This is a genomic window from Aminithiophilus ramosus, assembly GCF_018069705.1.
GTDB lineage: Bacteria > Synergistota > Synergistia > Synergistales > Aminithiophilaceae > Aminithiophilus > Aminithiophilus ramosus.
Genome location: NZ_CP072943.1, coordinates 916,601 through 938,984 on the forward strand (window position 1 = coordinate 916,601; position 22,384 = coordinate 938,984).

Here is a 22,384-nt window from a genome sequence, read left to right on the forward strand (position 1 = left end):
CTCCAGACAAAAAGAGAGAGGGAATTCCCCCGCCGAGACAGGGGGGAATTCCCCTTGGGGATAGGAAGGTGTTTCGGGACTACATCTTGTCGCAGATGGCCTCGGCGAATCGGGAACAGGAGACCTCCTGGGCCCCCTGACGCTGACGGGCCAGGTCGTAGGTGACGATGCCCTCGCTGATGGCCTTCTCCATGCCGCCGACGATGAGGTCGGCGGCCTCCTGCCAGCCCAGGTGCTCCACCATGAGGACGGCCGAGAGGATGAGAGAGCCCGGGTTGACCTTGTCCTGGCCGGCGTATTTGGGCACCGTCCCGTGAGTGGCCTCGAAGAAGGCCACCTCGTCGTTCATGTTCGCTCCGGGGGCCAGACCCAGGCCTCCGACGGAGGCGGCCAGGGCGTCGGAGATGTAGTCGCCGTTCAGGTTGGCCGTGGCCAGCACGTCGTACTCGGCGGGGCGGAGGAGGATCTGCTGGAACATGGCGTCGGCGATGCGGTCCTTGACGACGATCTTCCCCTCGGGGCACTTCCCGCCGTAGGTCCCGAAGAGCTCCTCTTCGGTGATGCAGACGGAGCCGAACTCCTCGCGGGCCACTTCGTAGCCCCACTTGCGGAAGGCCCCTTCGGTGAACTTCATGATATTGCCCTTGTGGACGAGCGTCACCGAGGGACGTTTGTGGTCGACGGCGTACTGGATGGCCATGCGGACCAGGCGCTTCGTCCCCGTGATGGAGATGGGCTTGATGCCGATGCCCGAGTCGTCGCGGAACTGCCTGGCCCCCATCTCCTCCTTGATGAAGCGGATCATCTTCTCGCAGGCGGCCGTCCCCTGTTCCCACTCGATGCCGGCGTAGAGGTCCTCCGTGTTCTCGCGGAAGATGACCATGTCCACGTCCTGAGGGCGCTTGAGAGGGGCCGGGACGCCGTCGAACCAGCGCACGGGCCGGACGCAGGCGTAGAGGTCCAGGACCTGGCGGAAGGCGACGTTGAGGCTTCGGAAGCCGCCGCCGACGGGGGTGGTCAGGGGACCCTTGATGCCGATGCGGAAGTACCGGAGGGCGGCGAAGGAGTCGTCGGGGATGGCCGTGTCGTAGAGCCCCATGGCCTTCTCACCGGCGAAGATCTCCCACCAGGCGAGACGGCGTCGGGTGCCGTAGGCCTTCCTGACGGCGCAGTCGACGACGGCCTTCATGGCCGGCGTGATGTCGACGCCGATCCCGTCGCCCTCGACGTAGGGGATGACGGGCTCGTCGGGAACGACGAGGCGCCCCCCCTTCACTTCGATTCTCTCGCCCCGTTCGGGCTCCTTGTAGTTCTTCAGCTCCAGGTCGGCAAAACGGCTCATGCAAATCATCCTCCTCGGAGAATAGGGGGCGAGTTTTCCTTGATAAAGGGGCTCGCCCCTTCGTACGAAAGGGGAAAGGAACGACCTCTTTTCCGTCTTTCCATTAGAAGGAAGGAACGGCCAGACGCTCCTTCACGTAATTGAGCTTGCCTCCTGCCTTGACGACGTCGAGATCTTCCTGCCCCAGCGGCGTTTTGCAGGCGATGGGCCTATCTTTCGTCTCGTTTCTGATGATGAACGCCCCCCCGGCCAGAAGATGCTCCGTCTCCAGCGAAAGATGGTCACCCTGATCGATGCCGTCGTAATCGGATTCATCGACGAAGGTCAGGGGAAGGATGCCGAAGTTGACCAGGTTGGCCAGATGAATGCGGGCGAAGCTTTTGACGATGACGGCGCGCACGCCGAGATAGCGCGGGGCGATGGCGGCATGCTCCCGGCTCGAACCCTGCCCGTAGTTGGCCCCTCCGACGACGAAGCCGCTCCCCGCCTCTTTGGCCCTGGCGGGAAAAGAGGCGTCGACGACTTCGAAGACATGTTCGGCGATGGCGGGGATGTTGGAGCGCAGGGGGAGGATCTTGGCCCCGGCGGGCATGATGTGGTCCGTCGTGATGTCGTCGCCCACCTTGAGGAGGACCTCGCCCCGGACGGTGGCCTCCATGGCCTTCATCTCGGGCAGGGGGGCGATGTTGGGACCACGGCGGATGACGATCGTCTCCGGCTCCGGAGAGGGCGCCTCGAAAAGACCGTCATCGATGAGGAACGTCTCGGGCATGGAGAAGCGGAAGGGCTCCAGTCCCCGGTCCCGGGCAAAGGCACGGGGATCGGTGAGGACGCCCGTGACGGCCGAGGCGGCGGCGACTTCGGGGCTGACGAGGTAGACCTTGCCCGTCTTGTGGCCGCAGCGGCCCAGGAAGTTGCGGTTGATCGTCCGCAGCGAAACGCCCTCCGTGGGAGGGGCGAATCCCATGCCGATGCAGGCGCCGCAGCTCACCTCGAGGAGGCGCACGCCGGCGCGGATCATCTTCGAAAGGGCTCCCCGCTCCGTGGCCTCGAGGAGAACCTGCCGGCTTCCGGGTGAAATGCCGGCGTCGACGGAAGAGGCGATCTTCTGTCCGTCGAGAAGATGGCCGATGGAGAGAAGATCGCGCAGGGAGGAGTTGGTGCAGGAGCCGAACATGACCTGGTCGATGGCCATGCCCTCCAGCGCGGAGACCCTGACGACCTTGCCTGGCTGGAAGGGTTGGGCCACCATCGGCTCCAGCTCCGAGAGGTCGATGTCGATGATCTCATCGTAGCGGGCGTCGTCGTCGGCGGAAAGTTCCACCCAGGAGGACTCCCGCCCCTGAGAGCGGAGCCAGCGGCGCGTCACCTCGTCGCTGGGGAAGACAGACGACGTGGCACCCGTCTCGGCGCCCATGTTGGTGATCGTCGCCCGATCGGGGACGGAGAGGTTCTTCACGCCGGGGCCGAAATACTCGATGATCTTGCCCACACCGCCGTTGACGTCGGTGTGGCGGAGCACTTCGAGGATGACGTCCTTGGCCGAGACGAAGGGCTGAAGGGTTCCGACGAGGCGGACGCCGAGAAGGGCCGGCATGGGGAGACAGAAGGGCTCGCCGGCCATGGCCAGGGCCACGTCAAGCCCCCCGGCTCCGATGGCGAGCATACCCACGGCGCTGGACGTGGGAGTATGGGAGTCGCTGCCGATGAGGGTTTTACCCGGCTCGGCGAAACGCTCGACGTGAAGCTGGTGACAGATGCCGTTCCCCGGAGGGGAGAAGATGCTCCCGTGGCGAGCCGCCACGTCCTGGAGGTAACGGTGATCGTCGGGGTTGCGATAGTCTCCCTGAATCATGTTGTGGTCGACGTAGCTGACGGACCTTTCCGTCCTCACGCGGGCGACGCCCATGGCCTCGAACTCGAGGTAGGCCAGCGTCCCCGTGGCGTCCTGCGTCAGCGTCTGGTCCATGCGAAGGGCGATCCTCTCTCCGCGCCGCATCTCTCCCTCGACGAGGTGGGTCCTGATGATTTTCTCCGCGACAGTTCTGCCCATGACGATCCCTCCTGCCTTTCCCTGAGCCGACGGATCGGCTCCCTGCCCGAGAAGAGGGCGAAACGGAACCGCCCCTCCCCCTCATTCGGAACTCCCTCTGCTGCGGAAGCCTTCGCGACCTACCCTCTCGACGAAAAAAGAGAGCCTCTTTTCGAGACTCTCTCCTGGGGGCACGCGGCCGGACATCCCCTCCTTCTCCGAACGAGACGAAAGAGGAACCCCAGGCGAGAGTTCGAACGCCGCGAACCTTCACCTTTCGCGCCGCCAGGCCGGTCTCCTGGCTCCCCTTCATCCTCCGCCGACCTTCCCGCCCTCGAAAGGGCAGTGGCATCCCGGCTTCGTCGAGGTCACAGTGGCGGGTCCGCGCCGGATTCGCACCGGTCTTCCCGTTCACCTGACGGCGTTTTCTTTATCTTTCCGATAGGTCTTTCGCTGGTCCGAAACGAACGAAAAAGGGGGGAGTCCGCAACGGACTCCCCCCTTTAAGGGCACGCCAGACAAAGAGCTCCTCAAAGGGCTCTCCGCCAGACGAACGTCCGATCTCCGCGAACTGTCTGCTGACCTTCTCCCAGGCCGGTCTCCTGGCTCCCCTTCATCCTCCGCCGACCTTCCCGCCCTCGAAAGGGCAGTGGCATCTCGGCTTCGTCGAGGTCACAGTGGCGGGTCCGCGCCGGATTCGCACCGGTCTTCCCGTTCACCTGAGAGAATCATCTTTTGAGTTTAATTCACTGACCGCCGTGAGTATGAAAGAACCGGAGAAAAATGTCAATAGACCTATATTTTTCAAAAAATACTCTACGTTACAGTTCCATCACGACCCGCCCCCCGACGGAAGGTCCGGGAAGAAGGACGGCGGCGACAAAAGGGGAGGCTCACGCCTCCCCTCGTCGCCGCCGTTTCAAGCTGGGCTACTCCGTGGCCTCGAACATGTCCTTGCCGACGCCGCAGACGGGACAGACCCAATCCTCCGGAATCTCTTCAAAGGGCGTTCCCGGTGCGATGCCGGCATCAGGGTCACCGGTGGCCGGATCATAGACGTAGCCGCAGACGGTGCAGAGGTACTTTTTCATAAAGGCACCCTCCCCTCGTTGAGGTCGAAACTAGGCCGATTATACAATTAATGTCGATCAAAAACAACCGTGCCCTCAGACCTCGAAGAGGCGAGCCTCGAGCTTTTCCGTGAGGCAGATCGCCCCCGTCTCGGTGATGACATAGTCGTCTTCCAGCCGCACGCCTCCTCGGCCCTCGACGTAGATGCCCGGCTCTACGGTGACGACGTCTCCCACCTCCAGGATGTCGTCGAAGCGGGGAGAGAGGCGGGGTGCCTCGTGAACTTCCAGTCCCAGACCGTGACCGAGGCCGTGGGGAAAGGCCTCGCCGTAGCCCCCCTCTTCGATGACGGAGCGGGCCGCCCTGTCCACGTCCCGGCAGGGGACTCCGGGAACGAGAAGAGCCGCGGCCCGGTCATGGGCGCAGGTGACGAGGCCGTGAATCTCCAGCAGCCAGGGATCGGCCGGACCGACGGTGAAATTGCGGGTGATATCGCTGAGATAGTCGCCGTAGCGGGCGCCGAAATCGACGGTAACCCAGTCGCCTCGAAGAAAGACGCGGTCCGTGGGACGACCGTGAGGAAGGGCCGAGCGGCTGCCCGAGGCGACGATGAAATCGCTCGTCCCCCATCCTCCTTCGGCGCCGGCCGATCGGATCTCGAACTCCAGGAGGGCGGCGAATTCGCGCTCCGTCATCCCCTCCCCGGCCTTGGCCAGCGTCCGCCGGAAGGCCAGAGCGGCCCGCTCCGCCGCCCCCCGGATGAGGGGAATCTCCGTCTCGTCCTTGCGGCGACGCAGACGGGGAAGCAGGGACGAGACGTCGACGAGAGGATAGCCCAGGGATTCGAAGGAGAGGTAGGTGCCATGGGTGACGCGGTCCCACTCCAGGCCGACGTTGCGGGGAGAGAGCCTCCGCAGAAGCGCGGCCAGGGCTTCCGAAAGACGGCCGCCCCGTTGTTCGAGGACCTCGAAGGGGGACTGGCGGCGGGCCTGGGCCAGATACCGTCCGTCGGTGACGAGGAAGGTCTCCGTCGAGGTGACGACGGCGGCGCCGCTCGTGCCGCGGAAGCCCGATAGGTAGTAGAGGCTTTCCCAGTTAGCTCTCTCGATGACGGGCAGGACGAAGGAGAAACAGCCCCGCTCCGTCATGAGTCGCCGCAGGGCCTCGACGCGGCGGCCGATGGGGCCGAAATTCACGGCCCTCACTCCCCTTTCAGCTCCAGAAGGCGCCAGAGCTCCTCGTCGAGAGAGGGAGGGCAGTCGCCGGGCCCGTCGACGACATGACCCACGACGGCCCATTCCAGGGCCGCCCCGTCAAGCCTTCTTCCGGCCTCGGCGAGATGCTCGGGAGGAAGAACGGCGAGGAGGACGCCGGAGGAGATAAGCCTCAACGGATCGAAGTCGAGGGCCTGGGCGAGGCGACGGGTATGACGGTGGACGGGAACGGCGTCGCGATGGAGGCAGAGCCCAAGGCGTGAGAGACGCGATATTTCGCCGAAACCGCCCAGGAGCCCTCCCTCCGTCGGATCGTGCATGAAGCGGGCCAGGTCACGAAGAAGACGCCCCTCGGGGACGACGGAGAGGAGCCCTGTCCAGGAGAGAACGTCGGCGAGAGCCTCCTCTCCCAGGAGGGGCGCGACGAGGTCCGGTCTGTCCTGGGCGAGGATGGACATCCCCTCGATGCCGACGTGTTTGGTCATGACGAGAAGGTCGCCGGGCTCCATCCGCTCGATCCGAAGGACGCGCCGCGCCCGCCCCAGCATGGTGCCCACCAGGACGGGCCTGTCGTAGCGGGGAGTGAACTCCGTGTGGCCGCCGACGACGGCCACGCCGAGTTCCCTGCAGGCCCCGTCGATTTCGGCCATGAGGGCCGAGGCCTCGTCCTCTCCCTGAGAGGCGGGAAGGATGAGGGTGACGATGAGGTAGCAGGGCTCGCCCCCCTTTGCGACGATATCGTTGGCGTTGACCTGGACGAGAAGGCGGCCCGCCCCTTTCGTGGCTCCGACGATGGGATCGGAAGAGGCCACGAGGAAATCGCCCGAGGGCCAGGCGATGACGGCGGCATCCTCGCCGACTCGGGGACCGACGAGAACCTCGGGACGGTCGGTCCCGCGATATTCCAGAACGTGATGTTCCAGAAGCTCGGGAGCCAGTTTGCCCGAGGGACAGAAGTTCATCTCAGGGTTTCTTTTCACGGTCTTCATCACCTCTTAGGCTGTAGAGACAGCCGCAGTATTTCTGCCGATAAAGGGCCAGGCGACGGCTCTCGGCGACGGAGCGGACGAAGCCTCCCCCCTTGCGCCAGATCCGATCGAGCCAGACCAGCCCCCGTCGGGCGGCCACCTCCCGACCGACGGCATTGACGGCCGTCACATCCTTGTGGGGACTGATGGTGAGCGTCGTCGCCAGAAGGGAGAAGCCCAGAGATCCGGCCAGATCGCCGGCGGCCTCGAGCTGGAGGCGGAAACAGAGGAGACAGCGTGCGCCTCCCTCGGGCTCCCGCGCCAGCCCCCGCGTCGTCTCGATCCAGGACTGCGGGTCGTAGGAGAGGACATGAAGGGGACACCCCAGGGAGGAGGCCAGGATCCGCGCCGCATCGAGACGGCGACGGAACTCCTCCTCGGGGTGGATGTTGTTGCCGTAGAAAAACCCCTCGACGGCATAGCCCTCGGCCAGAAGATCGGGCCAGGGTACCGTCCCGTCGGGGGCGCAACAGAGGTGGAGCAGGACCTTTTCCTTCGTCTCAGGCCCCGTCGCCTTCATCGGCGCCCTCACCCTCACCGCTCCCGCCCCGTGCGAGGACAGCCGTCGCGATGACGAGGTAACCGGTATGACCGATCATGGTGTCGTCGGGGCGGATCCGTCTGGCGTTGGTCCTGTAGGTCCGTAGGAAGGTCTCCAGAACCTGGATGTCGACGAAGGCTCCCTCGTTGAGGCCGTCGATGAGCCGCTCCAGCTGATTCGTCGTCGGCACGAGGGCGGCCAGGCGGCGGCCCGGAGCGAGGGCGGCGTGGGCGGCGTCGAGGGCCTCCCAGGGGGAGGGAAGATCGAGGACGAGGGCATCGACGTCGCGCTCCTCGAAGCCATCGACGGCCTCTCCTATGCGAAAGGTGACCCTCTCCTCGACGCCCCAGCGACGGCAGTTGTCGCGGGCGATGAGGGAGAATTCCTCCCGCCGGTCGTAGCTGTAGACGCGGCCGGACTCGCCGACGAAATGACCCAGGAGACTGGTCAGGCTCCCCGAACCGGTGCCGCATTCGAGGACGCGGGCACCGGGGAAGATATCCAGGTAGAGGAGAAGAAGGCCCGCGTCCTTGGGGTAGATGATCTGGGTCTGACGCCTGATCCGGCGCATGAATTCGCCCGAAGTGGGGCGGAGGACGTAGAAGAGCTGCCCTTTGCCCGTCGTGACGACCCCTCCGTAAGAGGCCTCGGCGACGCTGTCGTGGGGAATGGTCCCCGTGCGGGTTCCCTGAAAGGCGCCGCTCTTCAGGCTCAACAGATAGGAGTCGCCCTTGTGGGGCGACCAGAGAAGGACCAGATCGCCTTCGTTCAACATGACCTTACCTCCCTGAGAAGCGGATCAGAGAGGTCATTATACCTCGTCCTCCCTATAGCTGTTGAAAATGACATCGAGCTCCCCATGCTCTCGGCGGAAGATTTCGACGAGGGCGGGGTCGAAGTGACCGGGCCTGAGGCGGTCATCCCCTTCGAGGATGATGGAGACGGCCTTCTCGTGGCTGAAGGCCCCTTTGTAGGCCCGAGAGGAGCGGAGGGCATCGTAGACATCGGCCAGGGCCATGACGCGGGCCTCCCAGGGGATGGCCTCTCCGGCCAGACCCTCCGGATAGCCCTTGCCGTCCCAGCGCTCGTGATGGTAGAGACAGATCTTCCGTCCCGGGTCGAGCCACCGGGCCTCTCCGAGGATCTCGGCCCCCCAGCGGGTGTGGTTTTTGATCAGCTCGAACTCCTCCGCCGTCAGACGCCCCGGTTTGGTCAGGATATAGCGAGGCACCCGCAGCTTTCCGATGTCGTGCAGGCGGGAGAAGAAGCCGACCCGCTCGATCTCCTCGTCGTTCTTGCCGAGGCGGCGGGCGAGGAAGCGACAGTAGGCCTCGGTGCGGGCGACATGCTCGGCCGTCTCGTCGTGATAGAGAGCCGTCAGATGCTGGAGGCGGCCGGCCATGTAGGAGTAGGACTGCCTCAGCTCCTCGAGGGAGCGCTGCACGTCGAGGCTCCCGGCCAGGAAGGCTCCGAGGGGAACGAGGGATTCGATGAGATGGTCGTCGCGTTCGCGCCGCTCCTTCCAGGAGAGGGTGAGGACACCGAGGACGCGCCCCATATGGACGAGAGGGAGGAGGAATTCGCTGCGGACCTCGTCGTGGACCTCGAAATAGCCCGACTCGGTTCCGACGTCGGCTATCCAGAGCGGACGCCCCTCCCGCACGGCCCTGCCGGCGAGACAGGCGTCGAAGGGCAGAGCCGTGCGGGAGGGGAGCCCCAGATAGCCTTTTTCCACGAGAAGGACGAGCCCCTCTCCCTCGACGCGATCGACGGCGACGCCGGAGGCCTCGCCCACGTCGAGAAGGATCTCGGCCATCCGCCCCAGGAGTCCCTCGTCTCCCTTGGAGGAGACGGCCCGGGAGGCCTCGAGCATACATCGCCAGAGGTCCTCGCGATGACGGATGGCCTCGTTCGTCTCCGTCAGAGCCACGTTCATCGACTCCAGCTCCTGGCTGTAGGAGATGAGCTCCTCCTGCTGGGCCACCAGGGTCTGTAGCGAACTGGCCAGGGCCTGTCCGAAGGTCGTCACCTCTTCGAGGCGGCTCCCCTGGGAGAAGATCGTCATTCCTCTGCTGAGTTCCTCGATCGTCGCCGTATAGTCCGAGGGGATCCTGACGGAGTCGAGATGATCGCGCATGGAGACGGCGGCGAGGCGGGCCTGCTCCATGGGGTCGAGAACCTGTCTGGAGACGATGGACCAGAAACTCCAAAGGAGCAGCAGGCTGGACAGCCCCAGAAGGACGGGGAGGTAGAGCCTCCCCACCAGGGTCTTCAGGAAGGAGCGGAGCGGGACATGGACGAAAAGGCGCAGACCGGCCAGAGGGAGACTGTAGGCCCGTCCCCAGAAGAGATCTCCCCAGGGAGCCTTACTCCACTGGGGTTGCGATCGCAGGAAAGAGGGGGGAATCATGCCGCGGGAGACGAAGGGATCGTCGGGAAGCCCCCAGAGAACAACCCCCCTGGCGTCGCAGAGGATCATCCTCCGCAGGGCCTCCAGCCCGTCGTCGTCGGAGAAGACCTCCTGGAGGTCGAGGTGGACGCCGACGACGAAGGATCGGCCCTCGCTTTCGACGAGGCGGACCAGGAGGGGATCGCCTGAGGGGGAAAAAAGCGGCGACGTCGCCCAAAGAGGCCCGACGGACGTGGGATGGAAGCCGAGAGGAAGCGCCCCCCTGACGGCGGAGCCCGTCCTCTGGCCGTCGACGGGCGAAAGAAGGACCACGTCGAGGGCCGCCGTCTCGCCGCGGGCCGTGACGAGAAAGGGAAGGATCTCCTCGACGCCGCGGAGCTGGTGCAGCAGACGGGCATAGACGCTCTGAGTCAGGAGACGGGCCATGCGCTCCCGCTCGGCAAACTCGTCGCGGACGGCGGCGAACCCGAGGAGGACGATGATCAGCGTCAGCAGGACGAGAAGCGCCCCGAAAAAGGGAACGATAAAGCGGCGCAGCCTCAACGGGTCTTATCCCTCCGGTCAGCGGTCAGGATGGTCGTTTTTGCGGTGCCTCCATTGTAACAGGAGTGACGGTGAAAGGAGAGATCAGTCGTTTCGGAGGAGGAAGCGGACGGCGACGCGCACCTTCGGCCCCAGGCCGGGGCGGAAGCGCCACTGGGTCAGGGCCTTTCGGGCCGACTCGTCGAGAAGGGAGAAGGAACTGCTCACCTCGACCTCCGCCGCGACGACGGCACCACGGATATCGAGAGTCGCCACGACGACGACCTCTCCCTCCTCTTTCCTGCGGCGCGAGGCCAGGGGATAGAGGGGCTCGACGCGGCGGACGATATCGGCCGCTCCGGCCGTGACGACGTCGTCCGCGGAAGCGCCGGGTGACGTCGGGGCCCCTCCTTCCATGTCCCTTGACGGCAGCCGCTCCGGGAACGAGGAAGAAAGGGCCCTCGCCGCCGACGATCCCTCCACCCTTTCAGACGAGGAAGGAGAGACCGCGGCCTCGTGTTTTCTCTCGGCCTTGGCGTCGGGTTTCGGTTCGGGTTTCGGTTCGGGTTTCGGTTCGGGTTTCGGTTCGGGTTTCGGTTCGGGTTTCGGTTCGGGTTTCGGTTCGGGTTTCGGTTCGGGTTTCGGTTCGGGTTTCGGTTCGGGCTTCGGTTCAGGTTTCGGTTCGGGTTTCGGTTCGGGCTTCGGCTCAGGTCTCGGTTCAGGTCTCGGTTCGGGTTTCGGTTCGGGTTCGGGTTTCTGCGGCCCCTCTTCGGGCTCGACCACGCTCTCCCGTGGGCGATTCCCCTTTTCCCCGTCGACCTCACCCTGGGAAGAGACCTCCTCTGCAGGGCCCGAGGAGGCGGCCAGGCGCAGCGTCAGGGTGGGCACGACAGGCGAGGGCCTTTCCGGGACAGGCAGACGCAGAAGAACGGCCAGACAGAGGAGATGGAGGAGAAGGCTCGCGGCGAGAGGCAGAGGCCAGCGTTTCACGGGAGAGGCTCTCCTCCCCCCAGGGCGAGACCGATCTCGTCGATCCCCTCCCGGCGGAGCCCATCGAGAAGGGAGGCGACGAGACCGTAGGGGACCTCCCTGTCGCCTGCTAAAAGAAGGGGGCGTTTGGCCTCCTTGGCCTCACGGGCCCGGGCGAGGAGATCGTCCCGCCCCACGTTCTCTCCGGCCCAGAGGAAAGAGCCGTCGGCGAGAACGGTGATGACGAGGGGATGGGCCGGGAGGGGTTCCCCCTGACCGGAGGGGAGGTCGACGTCAAGGCGGCCCTGGACAAAGGCCGCCGTCAGGACGAAAAAGAGGATGAGCATGAAAAGGACGTCGATGAGAGGCGTCAGGTCCACCTCGGGAGAGGAGCGCCGCCGGCTCATGGTTCCCGTCTCGCTTCGATCATGGTCACGATCTCCTCGGCGGCGAGGGCGACGCCGGGGCCGGGATGGAAGAGGATGTCGGCGGGCAGCTCCACGACGGCTCCCCGGGCGATGGCCCGGAGGGGAATGCCCCGGAAGAGTTCGATGAAGTCCTCCGACCGGATGGTCATCCCCCGACTTGCACGGGCGACGACGACGATATCCGGGTCCAGGGCGAGAACTTTCTCCCGATCCACTTGGGGAAAGGTGTAGACGATCCCTCCGGCGGCGTTGGGAACGCCGATGCGATCCAGGATATCATCGAGATAGTTCGACCCACCGGCGATGGTCAGAGGATCGGTCCAGACGACGACGAGGAGAGAGGGAGGATGGCCGCCGAAACGCTCGGCCACTCTCCGGCCCAGCTCGTCGAGGCGGGTGTCGATGGCCTCGACGAGGGCAAGGGCCCTTTCCTCCCGGCCCAGGCTCCGTCCCAGAGAGAGAAGGGCCTTACCGACCTCTTCGAGGCCCTGATGGAGGGAGAGGGTCAGGGTGGCGATCTTCAGTTCCTCCAGGCGGCGGAGAAGCTCGGCGTGAAAGGTGACGGTTCCGACGACGAGGGTGGGCCTCAGGGCCAGAATGCGCTCCAGAGAGGGATCGAGATAGCCTCCCACGCGAGGCAGGGAAAGAACCTCCTCGGGAGAGACGTCGAAATCGGTGACCCCAACGACGGAGCCCCCTTCGCCGAGGGCGAAGAGGCTCTCCGTGATGGCCGGGGCGAGGGAGACGATGCGCTCCTCTCCACGGGCGGGGACGAAAAGAGCCAGCAGAAGGGCCAGGACGAGAAAAGGTCGGGTCATGGGCGATCGCCGCCGAGAAGCTTTTCGCGGACGAGGAAGTCCGTCGTGCGGAGGAGAGTCTCCTCCTCGTCGTCGACGCGGTGGATCAGGTAGGCATGGACCAGAATGACCGGAACGGCGACGGAGAGGCCGGCCACGGTGGTGATCAGGGCCTTCCAGATCCCGGCGGCGAGAAAGGCCATATCGGCCCGTCCGCCTTCGGGGAGGATGCGGAAGATGTCGATCATCCCCAGGACCGTGCCCAGAAGCCCCAGAAGAGGGGCCACCCGGGCCAGGGTCGCCAGAAGGTCCAGTCCCTTCTGCCAGCGAAAAAGCTCCCGCCGCACCTGCTGACCGAGCAGCTCCCTCAGGGCCTCCCTGTCGACGGCCCAATGGCTGACGGCGGCGGCGCAGAGGCGATGGGCCGACGTGTCGGCGCCTTGCACCAGGGACGAGGCCCTCTCTCTGTCCCTATCGTGAAGGGCCTTGCACAGTTCCAGTTCCAGGGCGACCACGTCGGTTCGATTGCGCCGGAAGAAAAGAAGGCGCTCGACGACGACGGCGAAGGAGACGACGGAGAGGCCGCCGATGACCCAGAGGACGGGACCGCCGAAAGCGACGAGAGAAAGGTCCATGACAAAAAAACCGGGCTCAGCGGAGACAGTCGACGGCGGCGCGGGCTATGGCGTCGACATCGAGGCCCATGGCGGCAAAGACGTCGTCGGAGGCCCCCGACTCGCCGTAGCGCGTCACGCCCAAGGGCTGGAAGCGGATGGGCCGGCCGAGCTGCATCAGGCTCATGGCGACGATGGAGCCGAGACCGCTGTTGACGTTATGATCTTCGACGGTGACGACGGCCCCCGTCGAAGAGGCCTCGACGAGATCGGCGATGTCGATGTGCAGGGGCGTCGCCGCGTGGCAGACGCGGGCCGACAGTCCTCGCCCGGCCAGGATTTCCCGCGCCGCCAGCGCCCTGTGGATCATGTGGCCGCAGGCCAGAAGGGTCAGATCCGTTCCGGGTCGGACGACGTCGAGAGCTCCGTAGCGGAAGCGATAGGAGGAGCCGAAGAAGGGACGGCCCTCTTCGTCCGTGACGACGGGCAACTTGCTCCGGCCCATGGCGAGGCAAGTGTTCCCCCAGCTGGAAAGGGCCCATCGGGTGGCCCTGTCGGTCTGATTGGGGTCGGCGGGGACGACGAGCTTCCAGCCGAAGGTGTTCCGCAGGAGGCCGATGTAGTCGATGGCCTGGTGGGTCTTGCCGTCCTCTCCGACGTCGAGGCCCACATGGGTCAGGACGAGCTTGACGTTGGCGTCGTTGATGTCGTTGAGACGCTGCTGATTGTAGGCCTCGGATAGACCGAAGACGCCGAAATCGGCCCAGAGGGCCACGACTCCGGCGGCCGAGGCCGCTCCGGCAACGGTGGCCGTGGCGTGTTCCTGGATGCCCGTCTCGACGAAGGAGCGGGGACAGGCGGCGGCGAAGCCGTCGACTTTGACGGAACCGGCGAGATCGCAGTCGAAGACGAGAAGAGGCGTCCGGCCGGCGACGCCCTCGTTGAGACGTCCCACATCGGTCAGGGCCGTCCCGAAGGCCGATCGATTGTCCGTCGCCTTCTCCGGGCCGTAGACCCTCGGCTCGCCCGTATCGAGATAGATGGGATAGCGCGTGAGGTTCCGTCCGTCGGGACGCTCGTCCCGCCGCCTCTGTCGAAGCGGCTCAAGCTCCTGATCGTCGCCGCCCAGCTCCGCCATGGCACGGGCGTAGAGATCGCCCGAGACGGTCTTGCCGTGATAATCGGCGATCCCCTCCATGAAGGAGACGCCTCTGCCCATGACGGTGCGGCAGAGAACGACAGAGGGACGATCGCTCCTGCCGGCCTCTACGAGGACGTCGAAAAGGGCCTGGATGTCGTGACCGTCGCAGTGCAGGACCTGCCAGCCGTCGATTTTCCAGAGGGCCTCGATGTCGGCGGCCATGACCGATTCCGTCGTGCCCGAAATCTGAATGCCGTTCATGTCGATGAGGACCGTCACCGCCGAGAGACCTTCCTTGACGGCGATGCGCCTCGCCTCGGCGTTCTGCCCCTTCACCTGCTCTCCGTCTCCCATGAGGGCGAAAACCCGCCCCGAATGGCCCCGGGCCCTCTGGGCCAAGGCGAAACCGACGGCCGCCGAAAGCCCCTGGCCCAGGTTGCCCGTCCCCCAGTCGATGCCGGGAAGATCTCTCTCGACATGACCCTGATAGGGACTGCCGACCTGGCGAAAGTGGGCGACGGCCTCTTGGGGGTCGAAAAAGCCGAGCCAGGCCAGGGCGGAGTAGACCCCGGGCGAAGTGTGACCGTGGCTGACGACGACGTAATCCCTGTCGAGATGGGAGGCGTTGTCGGGCGTCAGGTCGGCGACGGCGTAGGTCATGAGGGCCATCTCCAGGCTGGACAGAGAGCCGGCGGGATGACCGCTTTCGGCAAGGGTCGTCATCGTCACGGCCCAGCGACGACAGGTCGTCGCCCCGTCTCGAAGGATCTTGAGCGTGTCGTCGTCGAGAGGACCGGCGGGACGGTTGGAAAGCGCTATCTTCTTGAAGGCCACTGGGAAATCACCCTCCGTGCGGTTCGGATAGGTCCTGGGAGAACCACCCAAGAGTATAGCCCGAAGGGGGACGGAAAACGTCCCCCTTCGGGCTCCCTTTCCGTAGACGGAAAATTCTCGCGTCAGAGGGAGAGGGCCTCCTCGGGATCGACGTAGAGCGCTTCGAGACCGAAGGCCTGAGCCACGGGGAGGCAGGTGATCTTTCCCCTATGGACGTTGAGTCCTCCCAGAAGGGGTGCGTTGCCTCGGCAGGCCTCGACGCCCCGGGCGGCCAGTTTGAGGCCGTAAGCTGTCGTATAGTTGCTGAGGGAATAGGTCGACGTCCGGGCGTAGGCGCCGGGCATGTTGGCCACGCAGTAGTGAATGACGTTGTCGACGACGAAAACGGGATCGCTGTGCGTCGTCGGATGAGACGTCTCGGCGATGCCGCCCTGGTCGATGGCGACGTCGACGAAGACCGCTCCGGGACGCATCAGGGAGAGATGGTCCCGCCTGATGAGTCGAGGCGCCTTGGCGCCGGGGATGAGAACGGCGCCGATGACGATGTCGGCATCGCGAAGCCCCTCCTCTAGCGAATGGGCATCGCTGTAGAGGGGGAAGCAGTTGGCGGGCATGATGTGGCTCAGATACTCGAGTCGGGACTGGTTGACGTCGAGGACCATGACCCGAGCCCCCAGCCCCGAGGCGACACGGGCCGCGTTGTAGCCGACGACGCCGCCTCCGATGACGAGGATGTTCGCCGGAGCCACGCCGGGAACACCCGTCGGCAACGTTCCCCTCCCCCCCTGAGGGCGGCTGAGGTAGAAGGCCCCCATGAGAGGCGCCATGCGGCCCGCCACCTCGCTCATGGGCTTCAGGAGGGGCAGGGAACCGTCGGCCTCTTTGACCGTCTCGTAGGCCAGAGCCGTGATGCCTCTTTCCAGGCAGGCCTGGAGGAGGGCCTCGGCCGCGGCGAAATGGAAGTAGGTGTAGACGAGCTGCCCCTCCTTCATCTGGGAATACTCGGCGGCAAGGGGTTCCTTGACCTTGACGATCATCTCCGCCTCGTGCCAGACCTCGTCGGCCGTGGCGAGGATCGTCGCTCCCGCGGCGACATACTCCTCGTCGGTAATGCCCGATCCGGCGCCGGCTCCCTCCTCGACGAAAAGCTCGTGGCCGGCCGCGACATAGGCCCGAACGGCGGCAGGCGTGAGGCCGACGCGGTACTCGTGGTTCTTGATCTCCCTGGGACAACCGATCTTCATCAAATAGGGCCTCCTTCTCCTGTGGATCTCACGGGCAGGCGAGGGACGCGAGGCGTGAAGAAGCCCGGTACTTCGTAATTGATCGTGCCCAAGAGGGCGGCGATCTCCTCGGGGGAGACCGTCTCGTCACCCTGACTGCCGATGAGGACCGCCTCATCGCCCACCTGGGCCTCGGGAAGAGACGTGACGTTGACCAGAGTCTGGTCCATGCAGATCGTGCCGACGACGGGAAGACGCCTCCCTCGGATCAGGACCTCGGCCTTTCGGGAGAGCCCCCGCCGATAGCCGTCGTCGTAGCCGATGGGAAGCACGGCCAGACGCTCCGGACCGCGCGTCACGTAGGAGAGGCCGTAGCTGACGCCGCTTCCCCCGTCGAGTTCCCTGATCAGGGCAATGCGGCTTTTGACCTGGAAGACAGGACGTAGGGGGAAGGGGCGGGGGCCGCCGGGAGAGGGCCACATGCCGTAGAGGATCAGGCCGGGGCGGACGGCGTCGAGATGCATCTCCCTGTGGGCCAGAAGGGCGGCGCTGTTGCAGCAGTGGCGGAGTCGGACGCCCCTTCCGGCGCTGCGCAGTCCGTCGAGGACGTCGCCGAAACGGGCGAACTGAAGGCGCGTGTAAACGCCGTCGGCCTCGTCGGCAGTGGCGAAATGGGTGAAGAGCCCCTCGATGTCGAGGCCGGCCATGGAGAGCAGGCTCTCCATGGCCGAGGGCATTTCCCGGGGGAGAAAGCCCAGGCGCCCCATGCCCGTATCAACCTTGACGTGCACCCTCGCCGGCCGTGCCTGGCGACAGGCCTCGTCGGACAGGGCCCGGGCAAAGGCCAGATCCGTCACGGTCGACGTGATCTCTTCGGCCACGTAGACGGAGGCCACCTCCAGCGGGGAGGGGCCGAGGACGAGGACCGATTCGCGAATCCCCCCCTCGCGAAGAGCCAGGGCCTCGTCGGGAGTCGCCACAGCCAGCCTCTGGCAGCCCGCCTCGAGAAGGGCACGGGAGACGGACAGGAGGCCGTGGCCGTAGGCGTCGGCCTTGACGACGCCCAGGATCTGACAGCAGGGGTCCACGTAGTCCCTGATGGCCCGGAAGTTGGCCTTCAGGGCCGACAGGTCCACCTCCATCCAGGTGGGGCGCCAGCTCATCGCTTAGAGCAGCCCCTTGCGACGCTTCTCGTCGAAGTCCTTGACGAGGTGACGCAGCTCCTTCGAGACCCAGAGGAGGGCGATGAGGTTGGGGATGGCCATGAGGCCGTTCATCGTGTCGGCCATGTCCCAGATGGTGGAGAGGAACTTGCCGCCGCCACCGTAGGCTCCGATGAGGATGACGATCAGCCAGATAACCTTGTAGAAGGGAATGATCTTGTTGCCGAAGATGTAGGTGGCTCCCGTCTCGCCATACCAGTACCAGCCGAGGATCGTCGAAAAGGCGAACATGGCCAGCCCCAGGGAGAGGACGGCCACGCCGGGACGGCCCAGCACGACCTGGAAGGCGGAAAGCGTGAGCTGGGCTCCCGTCAGGTCGGCGTTGGTCGTGAGCACGCCGGAGGTGAGGATGGCCAAAGAGGTGAGAGTGCAGATGACGATGGTATCGGCGAAGACCTCGAAAAGGCCGTAGACGCCCTGACGGACGGGGTGATCGACGATGGCCGCGGCGTGGACCATGGGAGCCGAGCCGAGACCGGCCTCGTTGGAGAAGACGCCGCGGGCGATGCCTTTGGTCAGGGCCAGCTTGACCGTCCAACCCGCGAGGGCGCCGGGCATGGCCGAGGGATCGCTGAAGGCGTAATGGACGGCGTTGGAGATGGCGCCGGGGACGAGATCGAGATGCATGAAGACGACGATGGCGCCGCCGATGATGTAGAAGACGGCCATGAAGGGGACGAGATAAGTCGTCACGTCGGCGATGCGCTTGAGACCGCCCCAGATGACGAGCCCCGTCAGGATGGCGATGACGACGCCCGTGGCGAAGTGGGGAATGCCGAAGCCGAGGCTGAGCCCCTCGGCCGTCGAGTTGGCCTGAATGGCGTTGCCGATGCCGAAGGCGGCGAAGGTGGTGAAGAAGGCGAAGAGCCAGGCCAGCCATTTCTGCCCCGTGGCCTTCTCCAGGATGTACATGGTGCCGCCCCTCCAGTTGCCGTCCTTATCCTTTTCGCGGTAGTGAACGGCCAGAGTCACCTCGGCGAACTTCGTCGTCATGCCGAAGACGGCCGAGACGAGCATCCAGAAGAGGGCGCCGGGGCCGCCCAGATGAAGGGCCGTCGCCACGCCGGCGATGTTGCCCGTTCCGATCGTCGAGGCCAGAGCCGTGGCCAGAGCGGCGAAGGACGAGACGGTTCCCTCCGCCTTGCTGTCCTTGTTGCGGCTGAAAACCTGCCTGAACATGAAACCGAAATAGCGGATCTGGGGAAAACCGAGGGCAACAGTCAGGTAGACGCCGGTTCCCACGAGCAGGGTCAACATCAGCGGTCCCCAGACGATGCCGTTGACAAAACCATTGATCTTTACCACCGTTTCCATTACGGACGCTCACCTTCCTCACTCTCGTCAGACTCTTGCAAGGAATTGCCGGTTTCTCCTCCTCGCTGCGGCGGCAAGCGATCTTTTCGGAGCCTCCTTTCCGATAGTCTTTTCTAATACTCCCCTCGCCTGTTCTGAATATTGTACCACCGGCGACAGGTCGGGAGAAGCTCCCCTCGGCGAAAAAGGATCGGCACGGGCCATCATCCCCGGCGGGCGACGGCCGTGCCGATTCTCACGAAGAAAACCGACGCGCCGACAGCGGCGGATCAGTCGATGTAGCCCTTTTCCCTCAGGAGGCGCCGCCCCTCTTCGAGGCGGGCGGAGGCCACTTTCACGACGGGCCCCGTGCAGCCCATGGCCGACTCGGCATAGACGCCCGCCTCCCAGAGGAGCTTCACGGCGTCCTCCACGGCAAGGACGTCGACGCCGTGGATCTCGGCATCGGTCGGCTCGGCCGGCGGCGAACTCCTCTCCAACCACCCCATTCTGCCCTTCTTCCACCCTCAAAGGCTATGATGGGTGAACCGCCACGGCCGACCGCCTTAAACCCCACCGTGGGACTTGACAATAACGAGGGAGCGTGTTTTTATTGCAATTGAAATCTCAAAAAACGTGCTGGATGAAATTTGAAATCCAGAATCGAGGGCGGCAATGAGTGCCGGCAACGTCATCGAACTCATCCGCGAGGCCTACTCCTCCCTTTCCCGGCAGCAACAGAGAGTGGCCCAGGCCATCCTCGACAGGGGCAACAGGATCGCCTTTCAGACGGCCAAGGAGCTCAGCAGCCACATAGGCGTCTCAAGCGCCACCATCGTCCGCTTCGCCTGCCGGATCGGGTTTGACGGTTATCCCGCTCTGGCCCGGGAACTTCAGCGCTTCTTCTACGAGGACAACGCCCCGATGCAGAAGCTGAAGGCCTCATTCGAAGGTCCCCTTGAAAAAAAGGACCTTCTGGGACACGTCTGCGAAATGGACCGGGAAAACCTCCTTCTGCTGCGACAGAGCGCCATGGACGACGTCCTGGAAAGGGTCGTCCGCAAGATGGGGGAGGCCCGTCGCGTCGTTCTGACGGGAGGGCGTACCTCTTTTTCCCTGGTCCACTACGGCGGTTTTCTCCTCCGCCAACTCGACAGGAAGTTCTCGTTTTTCAACGCCTCCGTCGATGACGCTCAGGAGCGCCTGGAGGATCTCGACGGAGAATGTCTCCTTCTGGCCGTCTCCTTTCATCGCTACTACAGACAGACAAGGGATCTGGTCAAGACGGCCCGAGAAGCGGGAGTCTTCGTCACGGCCCTGACGGACGACCTCAAATCGCCTCTGGTCCCTCTGGCCGACGCCCTTCTTCTCGCCCCCAACAGGGCACCTTTTTATTCCTACGTGCCGGCCATGGCCCTTCTCAACGCCCTCGTCGCCGGTTACGCCAGAGATCTGAACCTCTCGTCGCGAGAGGTTTTCGAAAAGAGGAGCCGCATGCTCCTCGAAAAGGACGTTTACGTCTAGAGGGACCGGAAGGGGTGATGGGATGAAAAAAGAGACGACCGCAGCGTGACCCGGTCGGGCCTTGCCGCTCCAGAGCCGGACGACCCGGATTCAGGACAGAGGAGGTCTCTTGATCATGTCCCGTCACCCCGTCCCGTCAGAACAGACCGAAAGGGCAACAGACCCTCTTCCGGCGCACTTCCCCGGCGATCGGATCTTCTTCCCTCCTGCCCCGAACACAAAGGGGGAGGCTTTTCGTCCTCCCTCCCTGCCATGAAGTCCGATCTTTTCGAGGCGATCAAGCAGAAGGCCCAGGCTCTTTCGGGCCAGGTCGGCCTCGTCATCGGCTCCCCCTCGAACCTCCTCTCCTGCGGGGCAGATGTCTCCTTTCCTGCAGCGAGCGTGATCAAGCTGACCCTCCTGTGGGAACTCTTCCGGCAAGCGGAAAAGGGCATCCTCTGTCTTGCCGATCGAGTCCGACTGGGGGAGGAAGATCGGGTGGGCGGCTTCGGCATTCTGCGCGACCTTCGCCCGGGCCTCGAATTGACCCTGGAAGACCTGGCGACTCTCATGATCACCCTCAGCGACAATGTCGCCACGAATCTGCTCATCGACAGGCTCACTCTGCAGAGCGTCAACGACGAGATTGCCCGGATGGGACTTTCCCGGACCCGACTGGCCCGCAAAATGATGGATCTGAGGGCAAAGGAGCGGGGACTGGAGAATGTCACGACGCCAGGCGACATGGCCTCGCTGCTGGTCGCCATTCTTAACGGGCCGGGCCTGTCTCCTCCGTCGAGGAAACGCATGATGTCCATCATGGAAAGGCAACAGTGCAACAACAAGCTGCCACGGCACATGTCCGGAGAGAGGGCTTTCGCCCACAAGACAGGCGACCTTCCGGGGACGGAACATGACGTGGGCATCCTGCCGAGCAGGGAGGGCACCCTGATCGTCGTCGTCATGACCGCCGATTTGAAGGACAACGAAGAGGGAATCCGATTCCACAACGAGGTGGGGCTTCTTCTTGATCGAGCCTACCCGACATTTCAGCCACAGAGGTGACCTCAAGGTGAACAGAAGCCGAATTGTCGACATCCAGGTCCATGTCGTGGAACTTCCCCTGCGAAAGACCTGGCAGATTTCCCTTTATGCCGCGAACAGGCGCGCTCACGCCGTCGTCCGTCTCCAGACGGAAGATGGCATCGTCGGCTACGGAGAGGCTGCCCCTTCTCCGGCCTTCATGGGCGAGACAGGCTACACCATCGAGACGGTCCTGAACCGTTATCTGCGGGAAGCGGCCCTGGGCGAGAACCTTTTCGACATCGCCCGGATCCACGAGCGGATGGACAGCTCCATCGACGGAAACAGCGCGGCGAAGGCCGCCATCGACATTGCCGTCCACGACGCCATGGGAAAGAGCCTGGGTCTGCCCGTCTACCGTCTCCTCGGAGGCAAGGTCCGCCCGCGCATGGCCCTTTCCTGGGTCGTCGGCCTTCAGAGCTTCGATCAGGCCGTCGAAGAGGCCCGTCGGAAGGTGGCCGAGGGCTACCGTGTCATCAAGATCAAGGTGGGACAGGCCCTGGCCGATGACGTTCGACTCATAAGGACCTTGCGAGAAGAGCTGGGAGATGCCGTTCCCATTCGCCTCGACGCCAACCAGGGCTTCACGCCGCGGGAGGCCCTGGCTCTGCTCGACCAGGTTCGGGACTGCCCCGTCGAGGCCTTCGAACAGCCTGTAAGAAAATGGGATCTGGCGGGCCTGCGCTTCGTTCGAGAACGATCGGGGGCCGTGCCGATCATGGCCGACGAAAGCGCTTCCACTCTTCAAGACGCCTGCAACGTGCTCCGCAACGAGGGCGCCGATCTGTTCAACATCAAAGTCGGCAAAGTCGGGGGACTCTATCGGGCCTGCCAGATCGCCGCCCTTGTCGAGGCAGCTGGATTGAAGGCCACGGCGGGAAGCAATCTGGAAGTCTCCATCGGCGAGGCGGCCAGCGTCCACTTCGTCGCCAGCCAGAAGGCCCTCTCCCTTCCCAACGACATGCTCCTCGGGTCGGCACTTCACAGCGCCAACCTCGTCTCCGAGCCCCTATCCGTCATCGAAGGCCACGTGCTCTGCCCGGAAAGGCCGGGACTGGGAGTCGACGTCGACGAAGGGCTCTTCGGCCACAGAAGCTGACTCTTCATCCAGAGGCG

Annotated in this window: 20 protein-coding genes and 2 riboswitches; of the genes, 3 read left to right on the forward strand and 17 right to left on the reverse strand. The window is 64.7% G+C overall.

Features of this window, described 5'->3' with window-relative positions:
* Positions 1 to 79: 79 nt before the first annotated feature.
* From icd to KAR29_RS04180, 17 genes are all read right to left on the reverse strand, one after another.
* A complete protein-coding gene (gene icd, locus KAR29_RS04100) occupies positions 80 to 1,342 on the reverse strand; it encodes an isocitrate dehydrogenase (NADP(+)) (RefSeq protein WP_274374360.1) in 1,263 nt (420 codons plus the stop codon).
* A 103-nt stretch (positions 1,343 to 1,445) separates the two neighbouring features.
* Positions 1,446 to 3,395, reverse strand: a complete 1,950-nt coding sequence (locus KAR29_RS04105; protein WP_274374361.1) for an aconitate hydratase — start codon at positions 3,393 to 3,395, stop codon at positions 1,446 to 1,448.
* A 250-nt stretch (positions 3,396 to 3,645) separates the two neighbouring features.
* A riboswitch (cobalamin riboswitch) is annotated at positions 3,646 to 3,808 on the reverse strand.
* Between the two features lie 141 nt (positions 3,809 to 3,949).
* Positions 3,950 to 4,112: riboswitch (cobalamin riboswitch) on the reverse strand.
* A 191-nt stretch (positions 4,113 to 4,303) separates the two neighbouring features.
* Positions 4,304 to 4,465 (reverse strand): rubredoxin, encoded by a 162-nt coding sequence (rd, locus tag KAR29_RS04110; protein ID WP_274374362.1) that lies wholly within the window; start codon positions 4,463 to 4,465, stop codon positions 4,304 to 4,306.
* Between the two features lie 75 nt (positions 4,466 to 4,540).
* The gene (locus tag KAR29_RS04115; RefSeq protein ID WP_274374363.1) at positions 4,541 to 5,650 is read right to left on the reverse strand and encodes a M24 family metallopeptidase; all 1,110 of its coding nucleotides are present in this window, start codon (positions 5,648 to 5,650) and stop codon (positions 4,541 to 4,543) included.
* Entirely contained in the window at positions 5,647 to 6,639 is a 993-nt protein-coding gene (locus KAR29_RS04120; RefSeq protein ID WP_311135614.1) for an AIR synthase related protein, read from the reverse strand. Before KAR29_RS04120 ends, KAR29_RS04115 begins: the two co-directional genes overlap by 4 nt.
* The gene (locus KAR29_RS04125; protein ID WP_311135615.1) at positions 6,623 to 7,219 is read right to left on the reverse strand and encodes an epoxyqueuosine reductase QueH; all 597 of its coding nucleotides are present in this window, start codon (positions 7,217 to 7,219) and stop codon (positions 6,623 to 6,625) included. The genes KAR29_RS04120 and KAR29_RS04125 overlap by 17 nt, the downstream gene beginning before the upstream one ends.
* Positions 7,188 to 8,003 (reverse strand): tRNA (adenine-N1)-methyltransferase, encoded by an 816-nt coding sequence (locus KAR29_RS04130; protein WP_274374364.1) that lies wholly within the window; start codon positions 8,001 to 8,003, stop codon positions 7,188 to 7,190. The genes KAR29_RS04125 and KAR29_RS04130 overlap by 32 nt, the downstream gene beginning before the upstream one ends.
* 36 nt (positions 8,004 to 8,039) lie before the next feature.
* Positions 8,040 to 10,181, reverse strand: a complete 2,142-nt coding sequence (locus KAR29_RS04135; protein ID WP_274374365.1) for an HD-GYP domain-containing protein — start codon at positions 10,179 to 10,181, stop codon at positions 8,040 to 8,042.
* 84 nt (positions 10,182 to 10,265) lie between these two features.
* Positions 10,266 to 10,577, reverse strand: coding sequence for an energy transducer TonB (locus KAR29_RS04140; RefSeq protein WP_274374366.1), 312 nt, complete (start codon positions 10,575 to 10,577; stop codon positions 10,266 to 10,268).
* 569 nt (positions 10,578 to 11,146) lie between these two features.
* Positions 11,147 to 11,536 (reverse strand): ExbD/TolR family protein, encoded by a 390-nt coding sequence (locus tag KAR29_RS04145; protein ID WP_274374367.1) that lies wholly within the window; start codon positions 11,534 to 11,536, stop codon positions 11,147 to 11,149.
* Complete coding sequence (locus KAR29_RS04150; protein ID WP_274374368.1) at positions 11,533 to 12,375, reverse strand: ABC transporter substrate-binding protein; 843 nt, start codon at positions 12,373 to 12,375, stop codon at positions 11,533 to 11,535. The genes KAR29_RS04145 and KAR29_RS04150 overlap by 4 nt, the downstream gene beginning before the upstream one ends.
* A complete protein-coding gene (locus tag KAR29_RS04155; RefSeq protein WP_274374369.1) occupies positions 12,372 to 12,989 on the reverse strand; it encodes a MotA/TolQ/ExbB proton channel family protein in 618 nt (205 codons plus the stop codon). Before KAR29_RS04155 ends, KAR29_RS04150 begins: the two co-directional genes overlap by 4 nt.
* A gap of 16 nt (positions 12,990 to 13,005) precedes the next feature.
* The gene (locus KAR29_RS04160) at positions 13,006 to 14,943 is read right to left on the reverse strand and encodes a transketolase (RefSeq protein WP_274374370.1); all 1,938 of its coding nucleotides are present in this window, start codon (positions 14,941 to 14,943) and stop codon (positions 13,006 to 13,008) included.
* Positions 14,944 to 15,065: 122 nt separating this feature from the next.
* Positions 15,066 to 16,187 carry an alanine dehydrogenase gene (gene ald / locus KAR29_RS04165; protein WP_274374371.1) on the reverse strand — a complete coding sequence of 374 codons (1,122 nt, stop codon included), beginning with the start codon at positions 16,185 to 16,187 and terminating at the stop codon, positions 15,066 to 15,068.
* Positions 16,187 to 17,329, reverse strand: coding sequence for an alanine racemase (alr, locus tag KAR29_RS04170; RefSeq protein ID WP_274374372.1), 1,143 nt, complete (start codon positions 17,327 to 17,329; stop codon positions 16,187 to 16,189). The genes ald and alr overlap by 1 nt, the downstream gene beginning before the upstream one ends.
* Positions 17,330 to 17,332: 3 nt before the next feature.
* Entirely contained in the window at positions 17,333 to 18,703 is a 1,371-nt protein-coding gene (locus tag KAR29_RS04175; RefSeq protein WP_274374373.1) for an alanine/glycine:cation symporter family protein, read from the reverse strand.
* Positions 18,704 to 18,972: 269 nt separating this feature from the next.
* Positions 18,973 to 19,191, reverse strand: a complete 219-nt coding sequence (locus KAR29_RS04180) for a hypothetical protein (RefSeq protein ID WP_311135616.1) — start codon at positions 19,189 to 19,191, stop codon at positions 18,973 to 18,975.
* Positions 19,192 to 19,357: 166 nt separating this feature from the next.
* On the opposite strand from KAR29_RS04180, the gene KAR29_RS04185 reads away from it, so the two are divergent.
* The 3 genes from KAR29_RS04185 (at position 19,358) to KAR29_RS04195 (ending at position 22,367) form a co-directional block, all read left to right on the forward strand.
* Positions 19,358 to 20,206, forward strand: a complete 849-nt coding sequence (locus KAR29_RS04185; RefSeq protein WP_274374374.1) for a MurR/RpiR family transcriptional regulator — start codon at positions 19,358 to 19,360, stop codon at positions 20,204 to 20,206.
* Positions 20,207 to 20,458: 252 nt separating this feature from the next.
* Positions 20,459 to 21,250 (forward strand): serine hydrolase, encoded by a 792-nt coding sequence (locus tag KAR29_RS04190; protein ID WP_274374375.1) that lies wholly within the window; start codon positions 20,459 to 20,461, stop codon positions 21,248 to 21,250.
* A 7-nt stretch (positions 21,251 to 21,257) separates the two neighbouring features.
* Complete coding sequence (locus tag KAR29_RS04195; RefSeq protein ID WP_274374376.1) at positions 21,258 to 22,367, forward strand: mandelate racemase/muconate lactonizing enzyme family protein; 1,110 nt, start codon at positions 21,258 to 21,260, stop codon at positions 22,365 to 22,367.
* The last annotated feature ends 17 nt before the right edge of the window (positions 22,368 to 22,384 follow it).